Source organism: Kitasatospora sp. NBC_01287 (assembly GCF_026340565.1).
Taxonomy (GTDB): Bacteria; Actinomycetota; Actinomycetes; order Streptomycetales; family Streptomycetaceae; genus Kitasatospora.
The window spans coordinates 6,149,659-6,165,166 of the sequence record NZ_JAPEPB010000001.1 but is presented as its reverse complement, the minus strand read 5'-3'; the positions used below and the strand labels follow the sequence as shown (position 1 = coordinate 6,165,166).

Here is a 15,508-nt window from a genome sequence, read left to right as displayed (position 1 = left end):
GTGCTGATCACCCCACGCGCGTGGGGGTCGCCCGTCGATGAGCTCGTCGACCCGGCCGAGTAGCGTCAGCGCCCCGCACGCGCGGGGCCGGCCCCGTCAGTCCACCAGGTCGCGCACCACCGCGTCCGCCAGCAGCCGCCCGCGCAGGGTCAGCACAGCCCGCCCCGCGGCGAACGGCCCGCCGGCCAGCAGCCCGTCGGCCAGCGCCCGCTCGGCGGCCCGCAGCCCGGCCGCGGTGAGCAGGTCGAGCGGGCAGCCCTCGACCAGTCGCAGCTCCAGCAGGATCCGCTCGACCCGGCGGTCCTCGGCCGGCAGCACCTCGCGCCCCTGGGCCGGCGTGCGGCCCTCGGCCAGGGCCCGTGCGTACGCCGCCGGGTGCTTGGCGTTCCACCACCGCACACCGCCGACGTGGCTGTGCGCGCCCGGCCCCGCGCCCCACCAGTCGGCCCCGGTCCAGTACAGCTCGTTGTGGCGGCAGCGCCCCGCCTCGGTGGTCGCCCAGTTGGAGACCTCGTACCAGGCGTAGCCGGCGGCGGCGAGCGCCTCCTCGGCGATCAGGTAGCGGTCGGCGTGCACGTCGTCGTCGACCATCGGCAGTTCGCCGCGCTTGATCCGCCCGGCCAGCCGGGTGCCCTCCTCGACGATCAGCGAGTACGCCGAGACGTGGTCGGGTCCGGCACCGATCGCGGCCGCCAGCGAGGCCCGCCAGTCCTCGTCGCTCTCCCCCGGCGTGCCGTAGATCAGGTCCAGGTTGACGTGCTCGAAGCCGGCCGCCCTGGCCTCGGCGACGCAGGCCTCGGGGCGGCCCGGGGTGTGGTGGCGGTCCAGCACCTTCAGCACGTGCGGGCGGGCGCTCTGCATGCCGAAGGAGATCCGGTTGAAGCCGCCCGCGCGCAGCTCGGCCAGGTAGGCCGCGTCGACCGACTCGGGGTTGGCCTCGGTGGTCACCTCGGCGTCCGGGGCGAGCCCGAACTCCTCGCGGACCGCCGCCAGCATCGCGACCAGGTCGCGGGCCGGCAGCAGGGTGGGCGTGCCGCCGCCGAGGAAGACGGTGCGCACCGGCAGCTCGGCGCTCCCCAGCACCTCGCGGGCCAGCCGGACCTCGGCGACCAGGTTGGCCGCGTAGGTCTCCTGGGAGGCGACCGCACCGGAGGAGTGCAGCTCGGTGGCGGTGTACGTGTTGAAGTCGCAGTAGCCGCAGCGGGTGGCGCAGTACGGCACGTGCAGGTAGAAGCCGAACGGCCGGTCACCGAGGCCGGTCAGGGCGGACGCGGGCAGCGAGCCGTCGGACGGCACGGGCTCGCCGTCGGGAAGTGCGGAGGGCATGCGTCCATTGTCCGGTACGGCGCGGGTTGCCCCTGCCGTACCGGACCGGGCGGGGGCTCAGGCCTCGTTGGCGCCCGCGTACATCTCCTGGACGGCCTCGGCGTAGGTGCGCTCGACCACCGGGCGCTTGATCTTCAGGCTCGGGGTGAGCTCGCCGTGCTCGACGTCCAGGTCACGCGGCAGGACGAAGAACTTCTTGATCGTCTGCCAGCGCTGCAGCTCGGCGTTGAGCTTCTTGACGAAGCCCTCGATCAGGTTCCGCACCTCCGGCGAACCGACCACCTCGGCGTAGCTCTTGCCGGCCAGGCCGTGCTCACCGGCCCACTGCATGATCACCGGCTCGTCCAGCCCGATCAGCGCGGTGCAGAAGTTGCGGCCGTTGCCGATCACCAGGATGTTGCTGACGAACGGGCAGATCGCCTTGAACTTGCCCTCGACCTCGCTGGGGGCGACGTACTTGCCGCCGGAGGTCTTGAACATGTCCTTCTTGCGGTCGGTGATCCGCAGGTAGCCGTCCGGGCCCAGCTCGCCGATGTCGCCGGTGTGGAACCAGCCGTCGGGCTCCAGCACCTCGGCGGTCTGCTCCGGGTTGTCGTGGTAGCCGCGCATCACGGCCGGGCCGCGCAGCAGGATCTCGCCGTCCTCGGCGATCCGGACCTCGGTGCCCGGCAGCGGCCGGCCCACCGTGCCGACCCGGATGTCCTCGGCGGGGTTGACCACCACGCCGGCGCTGGTCTCGGTGAGGCCGTAGCCCTCCAGGATCGGCACCCCGGCGCCCAGGAAGAAGTAGCCGATCTCGGGGGCCAGCGCGGCACTGCCCGAGACCGAGCCGCGCAGCCGGCCGCCGAAGGCCGCCCGGATCTTGGCGTAGACCAGCTTGTCGGCCAGCGCGTGCTGCAGCCGCAGGCCGAGCGGCGCGCTGTCGCGGCCGGTGGCGAGCCTGCTCTCCTGGACGGTCCTGGCGTAGTCGCGGGCCACCTTCGCGGCCCACATGAAGATCTTGTACTTGGCGCCGCCCTCGGCTCTGGCCCGGCCCGCGATGCCGTTGTAGACCTTCTCGAAGATCCGCGGCGCGGAGGCCATCAGGGTCGGCCTGATCAGGGGCAGGTTGTGGATGATCCGGTCCACCCGGCCGTCCACCGCCATCACGTGGCCGGTGGCGATCTGGCCGCAGATCAGCGACTTGCCGAAGACGTGCGACAGCGGCAGCCACATGAACTGCACGTCGTCGCTGCGCAGCAGGCCGCTCTCCTGCTGGGCCAGGCCCTCGTACGCCCAGCAGTCGTGCACCAGGCGGACGCCCTTGGGGCGGCCGGTGGTGCCGGAGGTGTAGATGAGGCTGGCCAGCTGCTCGCGGTCCAGGGCGTCCACCGCGCGGCGGATCGCGTCCGGGTGCTCCTTGAGGTAGGCGGCGCCGCGCTCCTCCAGCTCGGCCAGGGTGAGCACGGTGAGGCCCGCCGGCTCGGGCCGCTCGGCCGGCAGGTCGAAGAGCACCACGGTGCGCAGCTCGGGCAGCTGGTCGCGCTGGTCGACCGCCTTGGCCAGCTGGGCGGCGTTCTCGGCGAAGAGGACCTTGCTGCCGGAGTTGGCCAGGATGAAGGCGGTCTCGTCGGCGTTGGTGCTCGGGTAGATGGTCGTGGTGGCCACACCCGCGCACATGTTGCCCATGTCGGCGATGATCCACTCGATCCGGGTGGAGGCCGCGATCGCGGCCCGGTCCTCGGGCTCGATGCCGAGCGACATCAGGCCGGCGGCCGTGTGCTGGACCCGGGCGGCGGTCTGCGCCCAGGTGAGCGAGCGCCACTGCTCGGCGCCGGGCGCACCGTCCGCCGCGTGTTCGTCGACCGGAACGGGGAACCTGTATGCCTCGCCGTCGGGCGTGGCCTCTACCCTGCTGAGGAACAGGTGGGCCACTGAGGCCGGGCGCCCAGCGATCTTGTCGGAGCCGATGACGGAATGCGCTGAACTCAACGAGACCTCCGGGGGACCAGGTGGCCGAGGGTGGGATCCGTGCGGGGGCTTGGGGGGTTGACCGCCCGCCGGGCCTGTTCACCGTCCGGTTAATTAACTGGCCGGTAACAAGGCTGCCGACAGCCTAGGGCCAACAGGGCACCCCTGTTAAGAGGGAACCGCCCACTGACACCGCAACGAACTGGTAGTGCATGGAGTGATGAGATGACCAGACTGATGGTCGGATCAGGAGAGAAGCCCGCGTAGCCACCGCGGGACCGCCGAAAATGAGGGTGCGACCCCATCCCGTCGACAACGAGAGTGTCCGAGTGCTGATCAGACTTCTCAGGGCCCACCTCGGGCCCTATACCAAACCCATCTCCCTGCTGGTCCTGCTCCAGCTGGTTTCCACCATCGCCTCGCTCTACCTGCCGACGCTGAACGCCGACATCATCGACAGCGGCGTGATCAAGGGCGACACCGGCTACATCATGCGGATCGGCGGCGTGATGATGGCGGTCACGCTGGCCCAGGTGCTCTGCTCGATCGGGGCCGTCTACTTCGGCGCCCGCACCGCGATGGCGGTCGGCCGGGACATCCGGGCCGCCGTCTTCGACCGGGTGCAGAGCTTCTCGGCCCGCGAGGTCGGCCAGTTCGGCGCCCCCTCGCTGATCACCCGCACCACCAACGACGTGCAGCAGGTCCAGATGCTGGTCCTGATGTCCTTCACGCTGATGGTGGCCGCCCCGATCATGTGCGTGGGCGGCATCATCATGGCGCTCAACCAGGACGTCCCGCTCTCCAGTCTGCTGATCATCGTGGTGCCGCTGCTCGGCATCGTGGTGAGCCTGCTGGTGCGCCGGCTGCGGCCGGCCTTCCGCGGCATGCAGACCCGGATCGACGGCGTGAACCGGATCCTGCGCGAGCAGATCAGCGGTATCCGGGTGATCCGCGCCTTCGTCAAGGACGGCCACGAGCAGCAGCGCTTCGGCGTCGCCAACGACGAGCTGACCGACTACTCGCTGCGCACCGGCCGGCTGATGGCCTTCATGTTCCCGTCCGTGATGCTGATCGTGAACGTCTCCAGCGTCGCCGTGCTCTGGTTCGGCGCGCACCGGATCGCCGGCGGCGACATGAAGATCGGCGCGTTGACCGCGTTCCTCTCCTACCTGATGCAGATCCTGATGAGCGTCATGATGGCCACCTTCATGTTCATGATGGTGCCGCGCGCGGAGGTCTGCGCCGAGCGCATCGTCGAGGTCATGGACACCGAGTCCAGCGTGGTGCCGCCGAGCGCGCCGGTCACCGAGCTGCGCTCGCACGGCCACCTGGAGCTGCGCGGTGTCGACTTCCGCTACCCCGGGGCCGAGGCCTCGGTGCTGCGCGGTGTCGACATCACCGCCCGCCCCGGCGAGACCACCGCCGTGATCGGCAGCACCGGCGCCGGCAAGAGCACGCTGCTCGGCCTGATTCCCCGACTGATCGACGCCAGCGACGGCGAGGTGCTGGTCAACGGGGTCGACGTGCGCCAGGTCGCCCCGGCCCTGCTGGCCGAGAAGGTCGGCCTGGTGCCGCAGAAGCCGTACCTCTTCACCGGCACGGTGGCCAGCAACCTGCGCTACGGCAAGCCCGACGCCACCGACGAGGAGCTCTGGCAGGCCCTGGAGACCGCGCAGGCCAAGGACTTCGTGGAGCGCCTGGAAGGCGGTCTGGAGGCCCCGATCGCCCAGGGCGGCAGCAACGTCTCCGGCGGCCAGCGCCAGCGCCTGGCGATCGCCCGCGCGCTGGTCCGCAAGCCCGAGATCTACCTGTTCGACGACTCCTTCTCGGCCCTGGACTACGCCACCGACGCCCGGCTGCGCGCCGCACTCACCCGCGAGACGGCCGAGGCGACCGTGGTGATCGTGGCCCAGCGGGTCAGCACCATCCGCGACGCCGACCGGATCATCGTCCTCGACGAGGGCTCGGTGGTCGGCACCGGCACACACCGCGAGCTGATGGACGACAACCCGACCTACCGGGAGATCGTGCTCTCCCAGCTCACCGAGGAGGAGGCGGCGTGACCACCTCGCAGAAGGCCGGCGGACCCCCGGCCGACCCGGCCAAGCCGGGCGGGCCCCCCGCCGCCCCCGCCGCCCCGGCCGCGCCGGGCGATGTGCCGTCCGGTTCGCAGGCTGCCGCGGCCCGGCGCGGGCCGGCCGGCCCCGGCCGCTTCATGAGCGGCCAGGGCGCCGAGAAGTCGATGGACTTCACCGGCTCCGGCAAGCGGCTGCTCGGCCTGCTCCGGCCGGAGCGGGCCGCGCTGACCGGGATGCTGGCGCTCGGCACGCTCAGCGTCGGCTGCGCGGTGGCGGGCCCGAAGCTGCTCGGCCGGGCGACCGACCTGATCTTCGCCGGCGCGCTGGGCCGCCTGATCCCCACCCCGACCGCGCTGGCCTACGCGACCAGCGGAAACGGGAAGCAGGCGGAGCTGCTGCGCCACCTGCACTTCACCCCCGGTCAGCGGATGGACTACAGCGCCATCGGCACCGTGCTGCTCTGGGTGCTGCTGATCTACGTCGCCTCGTCGGTCTTCGGCATCATGCAGGGCCGGCTGGCCGCGCGCGCGATCAACCGGACGGCCAACCGGCTGCGCAACCAGGTCGAGGAGAAGATCAGCCGGCTGCCGCTGAGCTACTTCGACAAGCAGGCGCGCGGCGAGGTGCTCAGCCGGGTCACCAACGACATCGACAATGTCACCCAGTCCATGCAGCAGACCATGGGCCAGGTGGTGAACTCCCTGCTCACCATCGTCGGCGTGCTGGCGATGATGTTCTGGATCTCCTGGATCCTCGCGCTCATCGCGCTGGTCTCGGTGCCGCTCTCGGTGATCGTCGCGGCGCGGGTCGGCAAGCGGGCGCAGCCGCAGTTCGTCGCGCAGTGGAAGACCACCGGCAAGCTGAACGCGCACATCGAGGAGATGTACACCGGTCACGCGCTGGTGAAGGTCTTCGGACGGCAGAAGGAAGCCGCCGAAACCTTCCGCCAGGAGAACGAGGAGCTCTTCGCCTCCAGCTTCCGGGCGCAGTTCATCTCCGGGATCATCCAGCCCGCGATGATGTTCATCGGCAACCTGAACTACGTGGCGGTCGCGGTGGTCGGCGGTCTGCGGGTGGCCAGCGGCGCGCTCTCGCTCGGTGACGTGCAGGCGTTCATCCAGTACTCCCGCCAGTTCAGCCAGCCGCTCACCCAGGTCGCCAGCATGGCCAACCTGCTGCAGTCCGGGGTCGCCTCGGCCGAGCGGGTCTTCGAGCTGCTCGACGCCGATGAGCAGTCCCCCGAGCCGCTGCACCCCGAGCGCCCCGCCGAGCTGCGCGGCCTGGTCTCCTTCGAGGACGTCGCTTTCCGCTACACCCCCGACAAGCCGCTGATCGAGGACCTCTCGCTCAAGGTGGAGCCCGGCCACACGGTCGCCATCGTCGGCCCGACCGGCGCGGGCAAGACCACCATGGTCAACCTGCTGATGCGCTTCTACGAGGTCAGCGGCGGCCGGATCACCCTGGACGGCGTCGACATCGCCGCCATGTCCCGCGAGGAGCTGCGCTCGGGGATCGGCATGGTGCTCCAGGACACCTGGCTGTTCGGTGGCTCGATCGCCGAGAACATCGCCTACGGGTCCACCGGCGCCACCCGGGAGCAGGTCGTGGAGGCCGCCAAGGCCGCCCACGTCGACCGCTTCGTGCGCACCCTCCCCGAGGGCTACGACACCGTGATCGACGACGAGGGCACCGGGGTCAGCGCCGGCGAGAAGCAGCTGATCACCATCGCCCGCGCGTTCCTGGCCCAGCCGAGCATCCTGGTCCTGGACGAGGCCACCAGCTCGGTCGACACCCGCACCGAGGTGCTGATCCAGCGGGCCATGGCCCGGCTGCGCAGCGGCCGCACCAGCTTCGTCATCGCGCACCGGCTCTCCACCATCCGGGATGCCGACGTGATCCTGGTGATGGAGAACGGGGCGATCGTGGAGCAGGGCACGCACGACGAGCTGATCGCCGCCCGGGGCGCCTACGACCGGCTCTACCAGGCCCAGTTCGCCCAGGCGGTCGCCGAGCAGGAGTGAACCACCGGCTGTGCCGGCGGCAGGGCTGCCGGCACAGCATGTCAGCCGGCTGACCGGTTGACCGGCTGACCGGCTGGTCAGCCGGCCGGCTGATCGGCTGACATGCTGATCGGCTGACATACCGAAGGGCCGCCCACCGCGCTTGCGGTGGGCGGCCCTTCGCCGTGCGCCGGACTACTTCTTGGCGTCCTTGGGGGCGTCGGCGTCGGTGGACAGCGCGGCGATGAAGGCCTCCTGCGGGACCTCCACCCGGCCGACCATCTTCATCCGCTTCTTGCCCTCCTTCTGCTTCTCCAGCAGCTTGCGCTTGCGCGAGATGTCACCGCCGTAGCACTTGGCGAGGACGTCCTTGCGGATCGCGCGGACCGTCTCACGGGCGATCACCCGGGAGCCGATCGCGGCCTGGATCGGCACCTCGAACTGCTGGCGCGGGATCAGCTTCTGCAGCTTGCCGGCCATCATGACGCCGTAGTTGTAGGCCTTGTCCTTGTGCACGATCGCGGAGAAGGCGTCCACCGGGTCACCGTGCAGCAGGATGTCGACCTTGACCAGGTCGGCGGTCTGCTCGCCGATCGGCTCGTAGTCGAAGGAGCCGTAGCCGCGGGTCTTGGACTTCAGCTGGTCGAAGAAGTCGAAGACGATCTCGGCCAGCGGCAGGGTGTACCGCAGCTCGACCCGGTCCTCGGAGAGGTAGTCCATGCCCTGCAGGTTGCCGCGGCGGGCCTGGCAGAGCTCCATGATCGCGCCGACGAAGTCGTTCGGCGCCAGGATGGTGCCGCGCACGACCGGCTCGTAGACCTCCGCGATCTTACCGGTGGGGAACTCGCTCGGGTTGGTGACGGTGTGCTCGCTGCCGTCCTCCATGACAACCCGGTAGATCACGTTCGGGGCGGTGGAGATCAGGTCCAGGTTGAACTCGCGCTCCAGGCGCTCCCGGATGATCTCCAGGTGGAGCAGGCCGAGGAAGCCGCAGCGGTAGCCGAAGCCGAGCGCGACCGAGGTCTCGGGCTCGTAGACGAGTGCGGCGTCGTTCAGGCGCAGCTTGTCCAGCGCGTCGCGCAGCAGCGGGTAGTCGCTGCCGTCCAGCGGGTAGAGGCCGGAGAAGACCATCGGGCGCGGGTCCTTGTAGCCGCCCAGCGCCTCGGTGGCGCCCTTGTGCATCGAGGTGATGGTGTCGCCGACCTTGGACTGCCGGACGTCCTTCACGCCGGTGATGATGTAGCCCACCTCGCCGACGCCGAGGCCGTCCGCGACCTTGGGCTCGGGCGAGATGACGCCGATCTCCAGCAGCTCGTGGGTGGCGCCGGTGGACATCATCGCGATCCGCTCACGCTTGGTGAGCTGGCCGTCGACCACCCTGACGTAGGTGACCACGCCGCGGTAGGAGTCGTAGACCGAGTCGAAGATCATCGCGCGGGCCGGGGCGTCCTTGACACCCACCGGTGCCGGGATCTTCGCGACCACGTGGTCGAGCAGGTCCTCGACGCCCAGACCGGTCTTGGCGCTGACCTTGAGCACGTCGTCCGGGTCGCAGCCGATGATGTGCGCGAGCTCGGCGGCGTACTTCTCGGGCTGGGCGGCCGGCAGGTCGATCTTGTTGAGGACCGGGATGATCGTGAGGTCGTTCTCCAGGGCCAGGTAGAGGTTGGCCAGGGTCTGCGCCTCGATGCCCTGCGCGGCGTCCACCACCAGGACGGTGCCCTCGCAGGCGGCCAGGGAGCGGGACACCTCGTAGGTGAAGTCCACGTGGCCGGGGGTGTCGATCATGTTGAGGATGTGCGTGGTACCCGCGTGCTCACCGGTCAGCGGGGCCCACGGGAGGCGGACCGCCTGCGACTTGATGGTGATGCCGCGCTCGCGCTCGATGTCCATCCGGTCGAGGTACTGGGCACGCATCTGCCGGGGGTCGACCACGCCGGTGATCTGCAGCATCCGGTCGGCGAGCGTCGACTTGCCGTGGTCGATGTGGGCGATGATGCAGAAGTTGCGGATCAGCGCCGGGTCGGTACGGCTGGGCTCTGGCACGTTCGTAGGGGTCGCGGGCACCTTGGTCCGATTCTCCGTTGGTCCGGGGGGCCGGACGCTGTCGTCCGATCCAGGAGCCCTGGGGGTGTCTCAAATACCAGGGTTCCGTCCATCTTCCCACGAGCACGGCGCCGCCCGCCGGTTTGGGGGGCGCGCCAGGGCCCTGGTAGCGTGGGGCGCTGCACCTCGCTCTCGGCATGCCCTCTCAGCTGGACCGGAGTGAAGGACGCAACACCCGCAGACCCGATCGATCAGATAAGACTGAGGCTCTTTCGTGGCGAACATCAAGTCCCAGATCAAGCGCAACAAGACCAACGAGAAGGCGCGCCTGCGCAACAAGGCCGTCAAGTCCTCGCTCAAGACCGCGCTGCGCAAGGCCCGCGAGGCCGCTGCCGCCGGCGAGACCGAGAAGGCCACCGTGCTGGCCCGCGAGGCCTCCAAGGCCCTCGACAAGGCCGTCAGCAAGGGTGTCATCCACAAGAACCAGGCTGCCAACAAGAAGTCGGCGATCACCAAGCAGGTTGCCACCACCCAGGCCTGAGCCCCGTTGGTCCGCACCGCTCGGCCGGGCTCCGCTCGATATCGACCCGGCTCGGTGGCAGGACTTCACCGGACTCGCGGTACCTCGCGGTACCCGTAACACCGCGCAGCATCTCGTAATCTCGTAGTACCCCTCGGGTGACACGGCCCTCTACCCGGAGCCCCGAGGCGCACGAACTCGTACCGCACGCGGCCTGCGTTCGCCACGCGGGTGCGGTGCACAGCTCGACCGGCAGGCGCCATGGCAGTCCCCTTCGGGGGTGCCGCGGCGCCTGTCGGCGTTTCAGCCTGTCGGAGTTTCACGGGGGCGTTTCGGGGGCGTTCCGCGGGGGGCCTCGCGCACGGGTGTGCCCGGCCTCCTCGGGGCTGGCGTGTCCGCCGGAGGTGGCCGCGCCCACCTGGCGCGGCGGGCGGGGGGTATATCGTCTAGCCACGCTCCGTTCGGGGTCATCACGCTCTGCCGCCGCCGCTGCCGCGCCCTGGGGGATATGCCCGTGTCGACATCACCGCAGGCCCCACCCGGCTACGGCTACCCGCCCCTGCCGGGCGGGCCCGCCGGACCCCAGGCGCCGGCCGACCACGGAACGCCGAGCGCTCCCGCACCGCGCGGGCGGCGGTCGCTGCTGCGGGCCCGCTGGGGGTTCGCCGGTGCGCTGGTGGCCTCGGTGCTCTGGACGGCGGCGGTGTGGACCGTGCCCGGGCTGGCCAGAGCGCCCTCCGCGGCGCTGCCGATCGGCGGCTACCGACTGACCGACAACCTGTGCGGGACGGCGCCGCTGAGCCGGCTCGGACAGCTCTACCCGGTCTCGGCCGCGGCCTCGAACCACTTCACGACGCGGAACAAGGCGCTCGACGAGACGAACTGCACCGAGTACCTCAAGAAGTCCGCGACGGACACCGAGTACGTCTCCCTCTACCTGGACGCGCAGCTGCACCACGCCGTCAATCCGGCTCCCGAGTTCCAGGCCCAGCGGGCGTCCTACGCCCAGCGGCAGTTCGAGGTGAGCGACGTCCCGCAGCTGGGCGACCAGGCCTACGCCGGGTACCAGGACCAGCAGAACGGGACCGATCACAACCGGCACTTCCTCACGCAGATGGTCTACGTCCGGGACGGCGCGATGACCTACTACCTGATCTGGTCCACCTCCTACGAGGAGGGCAAGGAGACCGCACCCGACCGGGACGGGATCCGGCAGGCGCTGGTGATCGACACCCGGGACGCGCTGCGGGCGCTGGGCGGACGCGGCTGACGGGGCGGGGTTGGCGAGGCTGACGGGGCTGGGTTGGCGAGGCGGGGTTGGCGAGGCAGACAGGGCCGACTTGGCCGACTCCTCTGGAGCGGCCGGCGGCGCGTCAGTAGGAGCGGGCGCCGGAACGCGCGGCCCTGGCAACCGCGACCACGGCCCGCTCCAGCGCGTACGCCGGGTCGTCCGAGCCGCCCTTGACCGCGGCGTCGGCCTGGGCGATCGCGGTCAGCGCGACCGCGACGCCGTCACCGGTCCAACCGCGCATCTGCTGGCGGACCCGGTCCACCTTCCAGGGCGGCATGCCCAGCTCGCGGGCCAGATCGGCCGGACGCATCGAGCGGTCGGCGGTGGCGAGCCGGCCGATGCCGCGCACCCCGGAGGCCAGCGCGTAGGTGATGCCGGTGGGCGGCTGTCCCACGGCGAGGGCCCAGCGCAGCCGCTCCAGGGCATCGGCGGCCCGGCCGGTCACCGCGAGGTCGGCGACCTCGAAGCCGGTGGCCTCGGCGCGACCGCTGTAGTAGCGGGCCACCACCCGCTCGTCGATGGTGCCCTCGACGTCGGAGGTGAGCTGGCTGCACGCGGCTGCCAGCTCCCGCAGGTCTCCACCGAGCGAGTCCAGTAGCGCCTGGCAGGCCTCCGGACTGGCCGAGCGCCCGAGGGTGCGGAACTCGCCGCGGACGAAGGCGATCCGCTCGCCGGCCTTGGTCATCTTGGCGCAGGCGACCTCGCGGGCCCCGGCCTTGCGCGCCGCGTCCAGCAGCCCCTTGCCCTTGGCCGCCCCGGCGTGCACCAGGATCATGATCACTTCTTCGACCGGAGAGTCGAGGTAGGCCTTGACCTCCTTCACCGACTCGGCCGCGAGGTCCTGGGCGGCCCGGACCACGATCACCTTGCGCTCTGCGAAGAGCGAAGGCGTGGTCAATTCGGCCAGGCTGCCCGGCTGCAGGGCACCGGGAGCGAGATCGCGGACATCGGTGTCGGGATCGGCCGCCTTCGCCGCGGCCACCACCTGGGCGACCGCACGGTCGAGCAGCAGCTCCTCCTGGCCGACCGCGAGGGTCAGCGGGGCGAGCAGGTCGTCGGGTGCACTCTTCCTGGCCATCGCGTACCAGCATCCCACGAGCGGCTGACACCCCGGGGAGCGATGCCGGCGGCCGACGCCGAGGCGGGAGAATGGTCGCCGTGAACGCGCATGACATCCCTGAGACCGACAACGAGACCGACAGGCTGACGCACGCCTCCACGACCGTCGGCCGACAGCTGCTGGTGCTCGCCGACCGCGACGCGGCCGAGGCGGTGGCCGAGGAGTTGCTCCGGTGCCGGCCCGCGCTGGGTCCGTTCGAGCTGGTGCGTGATGCCCTGGCCGGTGAGGACGATGCCGAGGACGCCCAGTGGTTGGTGGTCCTGGAGGAGCCCGAGCTCGGCTGGGACCCGGCACTGCTGGCGTCGGTGGACGCCGTGGTGGCGGAACACGAAGGGTGGCGCGAGGACGGCTGAGGGCGGAGCTGAGGGCGGAGCTGAGGGCAGCGCTGAGGGGCAGGCGGGGCTGGGACGCCGGTACCGGCGCTGCCACTGCGTCCGCGCCCACGCCTGCCGCTGCCCAGGTCCCGGACCCAGGCCTGGCCCTGGGCCCGGCGGCGGCCTCGCTGGTGGGCCCTGCGACCTCGGTGTCGGCGGCGGAATGGGTGAGTACGCGGAGGTCGGCCGCGGTGTCGCCCAGGACTGCGATGTCGCCGCATCGGTCGGTGCGCAGCACGGTGGTGCCCAGGGCACGCAACTGGTCGACGGTGCGGGCCGCCGGGTGACCGTACGGGTTGTCGGCGCCAACGGAGATCAGCGCGAGGCGCGGACGCAGCGCCCGGGCCAACTCCCAGTCCTGGTTGGCCGAACCGTGGTGTGCCACCTTGAGGACATCGACCGCTCCTGGATGGACCCGACCCAGCAGCTCGGCCTGGGCGGCCGGTTCGAGGTCGCCGAGCAGGGCCAACCGCAGACCGCCGGCCGCGACCAGCAGCGCGAGGCTGGCGTTGTTCGCCCCCGGGGTCGCCGGGCCCAGCTCCCCGACGGGCCACAGGACGTCCCAGGAGAGTTCGGGCCCGGCCGTGCGGTGCTCGCCCGGCACCGCCCGCACCAGCGGCACCTGGGCCTGCGCCGCCCACCGGGTGACTTTGGCCACCTCGCCCGGCGGCGTCTCGACCGTGGTGGTCTCGATCGCACCCACCGAGCGGTTCCGCAACACCCCGGGCAGCCCCTCGCTGTGATCCGCATGGAAATGGGTCAGCAACACCATCGGCACCCGAGTGATCCCCAGATCGCGCAGACAAGCGTCGGCCGCCGCCGGATCAGGGCCGGTATCGACGACCACGGCGGTGTCCGAACTGTCCTCACCCGGCCCCGCGGTGACGGGGAGGACCAGCAGATCGCCCTGACCCACCGAGCACATGACCAGCCGGGCCCCGGTGGGCGGCCAGCCGGTGGCGATCCGGACCAGCGGGGCCGGCCGGAGCAGGAGCAGCAGGAAGCCGAGGGCGAGCAGTGCGGCCACCAGGATCCGCACCCGCCGCCGGGTTCGGGGGGACGGACGGGAGCCGGGCGGAGCGCCGAGTGGGGAGCCCGGCGGAGCACCGGATCCGGATCCGGATCGGGAGGCGGATCGGGAAGCGGATCGGGAGTCTGGTGGGTCGGTCTGCCGACCGGGCCTCGGGGGCAGCAGCAGCCGCAGCGCGTAGCAGGCCGCGACCACGGCCACCGCTAGGGTCGCCGTGCCGAACCAACCCGGGGTCCAGGCGAGTTCGGCGCCGGGTAGGGCCGCGCCGGCTCTGGCCACGGTGGCGAGCCACTGGGTCGGCAGTGCGGCCAGCTCCGCCAGGAGCCGCGCGAGGCCGGTGGAGAGTGGAGCGGACGCGAGGGCGGCGAAGCCGAGCAACGTGGCCGGGGTGACCGCGAGTTCGGCGAGCACATTGCACGGGATGCCCACCAGGCTGACCCGCGGTGCGAGCAGCACGGTGGCCGGCGCGCAGAACGCCTGCGCCGCGGCCGTGGCGGCCACCCCGCTCGCCAGGTGGTGCGGCCAACCACGCTCGTGCAGCGCCGTCGCCCAGGACCGCCCGGCGGTGAGCAGCCCCAGAGTGGCGAGTGCCGACAGCAGGAATCCGTAGGAACGGGCCAGGAACGGGTCGACCAGCAGCAGCGCGAGCACCCCGCCGGCCAGCGCCGGGATGGCTCGCCGGGGCCGGCCCATGGCCAGGGCGAGCAGCCCGAGCAGGCCGGTCGCGGCGGCCCGCAGCACGCTCGGATCGGGTCGGCAGAGCGTCACGAACGCCACCGTCAGCACCGCCCCGAGCAGGGCCGAGAGGCGCAGCGGCACCCCGAGCAGTGCGGCCAGCCCGCCCCGCTCAGCGGTGCCGGCCCGAGCGGGCGCGCCGAGCAGCACGGCCAGCACGATGGAGAGGTTGGCGCCGCTGACCGCCGTGAGGTGGACCAGGTCGGTGATGTGGAAGGCCTCCTCCAGGTCGTCCGGCATCGCGGAGGTGTCGCCCACCACGAGGCCCGGGAGCAGCGCTCGGACGTCGGGCGCGAGCCCGGCGCAGGCCTGGCGCAGGCCCGTTCGCAACCGCCCGGCCAGCCGCTGGGCCCAGCCGGGGTCGGCCAGCGGGCGCGGCGGCCCCTGGGCGAGCAGCGCCGCAGCGGTGTCCGCGACCGCCCCGGAGGCGGGCAGCACCCGTGCCTCGGCGACGACCCTGGCGGATGGCAGCAGGCCCTGCCAGGCGGCGCTGTCGCGCTCCTGGACGATCACGGTGACCGGCGTGCGGGTGCGGGTGGCGGCGCCGGTCGCCAGGGTGACCTGGTCGGCCGTCGCGTCCACGGTGAGGACGGGGCGCCCCGGACTGGAGCCGCGCGCCCGGGAGGTGCGGGTGTGCGGGTCACCGGTGATGGTGAGTTCGACGGAGGCGGTGGTGGACGCGGGCCCGGGCGCCGACCCGGTACCGGGCGTCGGCTGAGGGCCGGCTGAGGGCCGCGCGGATGGGAGGTCGGGGGCGCTGCCGCCGTGCGCCAGGGCGGGCAGCGGGCCCCGGTGCAGGTCCGCCGTGTGCAGGACGGTGCAGGTGGTGGCGGCCGCGGCTGTGAGCAGCAGCGCGGCGGCCATCCCGACAGCCGAGTGCGGGGCGCCGCGGAGGCGCCGCGGATGGTGCGGGCCGTGCTGGTTCTGCGGGCCGTCGTGGCCGGGCAGGCCGTCGTGGCGGTGACGGTGGTCCCGCCGGTACCGGCCGCCATGGCGGTGACGACCGGTCAGGTGAGCGGCCAGGATCAGCAGAGGAGC

Annotated in this window: 8 protein-coding genes and 2 pseudogenes; 5 read left to right on the top strand and 5 right to left on the bottom strand. The window is 71.8% G+C overall.

Annotated elements, in window-relative coordinates; translation table 11 throughout:
- Positions 1-96 precede the first annotated feature (96 nt).
- Both hemW and OG455_RS26655 read right to left on the bottom strand, forming a co-directional pair.
- A complete protein-coding gene (gene hemW / locus OG455_RS26660; RefSeq protein WP_266297872.1) occupies positions 97-1,326 on the bottom strand; it encodes a radical SAM family heme chaperone HemW in 1,230 nt (409 codons plus the stop codon).
- Between the two features lie 57 nt (positions 1,327-1,383).
- Complete coding sequence (locus tag OG455_RS26655) at positions 1,384-3,297, bottom strand: long-chain fatty acid--CoA ligase (RefSeq protein WP_266297870.1); 1,914 nt, start codon at positions 3,295-3,297, stop codon at positions 1,384-1,386.
- Between the two features lie 308 nt (positions 3,298-3,605).
- On the opposite strand from OG455_RS26655, the gene OG455_RS26650 reads away from it, so the two are divergent.
- On the top strand, positions 3,606-5,339 hold the full coding sequence (locus tag OG455_RS26650; protein WP_266297868.1) for an ABC transporter ATP-binding protein: 1,734 nt from the start codon (positions 3,606-3,608) through the stop codon (positions 5,337-5,339).
- A gap of 152 nt (positions 5,340-5,491) precedes the next feature.
- On the top strand, positions 5,492-7,375 hold the full coding sequence (locus OG455_RS26645) for an ABC transporter ATP-binding protein (protein ID WP_266300965.1): 1,884 nt from the start codon (positions 5,492-5,494) through the stop codon (positions 7,373-7,375).
- Positions 7,376-7,549: 174 nt separating this feature from the next.
- Here the strand turns inward: OG455_RS26645 and lepA are convergent, their stop codons facing one another.
- Positions 7,550-9,421, bottom strand: a complete 1,872-nt coding sequence (lepA, locus tag OG455_RS26640) for a translation elongation factor 4 (RefSeq protein ID WP_266297866.1) — start codon at positions 9,419-9,421, stop codon at positions 7,550-7,552.
- Positions 9,422-9,674: 253 nt separating this feature from the next.
- On the opposite strand from lepA, the gene rpsT reads away from it, so the two are divergent.
- Together rpsT and OG455_RS26630 are read left to right on the top strand one after the other, a co-directional pair.
- The gene (gene rpsT / locus OG455_RS26635; protein ID WP_266297864.1) at positions 9,675-9,941 is read left to right on the top strand and encodes a 30S ribosomal protein S20; all 267 of its coding nucleotides are present in this window, start codon (positions 9,675-9,677) and stop codon (positions 9,939-9,941) included.
- 493 nt (positions 9,942-10,434) lie between these two features.
- Positions 10,435-11,190 (top strand): hypothetical protein, encoded by a 756-nt coding sequence (locus tag OG455_RS26630; RefSeq protein ID WP_266297862.1) that lies wholly within the window; start codon positions 10,435-10,437, stop codon positions 11,188-11,190.
- A gap of 103 nt (positions 11,191-11,293) precedes the next feature.
- Here OG455_RS26630 and holA read toward each other — a convergent pair.
- Positions 11,294-12,232, bottom strand: a pseudogene (gene holA, locus OG455_RS26625) (DNA polymerase III subunit delta); the annotation flags it as partial.
- Positions 12,233-12,447: 215 nt separating this feature from the next.
- Here holA and OG455_RS26620 point away from each other — a divergent pair.
- A complete protein-coding gene (locus OG455_RS26620; RefSeq protein WP_266300963.1) occupies positions 12,448-12,684 on the top strand; it encodes a hypothetical protein in 237 nt (78 codons plus the stop codon).
- Positions 12,685-13,045: 361 nt separating this feature from the next.
- On the opposite strand, the pseudogene OG455_RS26615 reads toward OG455_RS26620, so the two are convergent.
- Positions 13,046-15,334, bottom strand: a pseudogene (locus OG455_RS26615) (ComEC/Rec2 family competence protein); the annotation flags it as partial.
- Positions 15,335-15,508 lie beyond the last annotated feature (174 nt).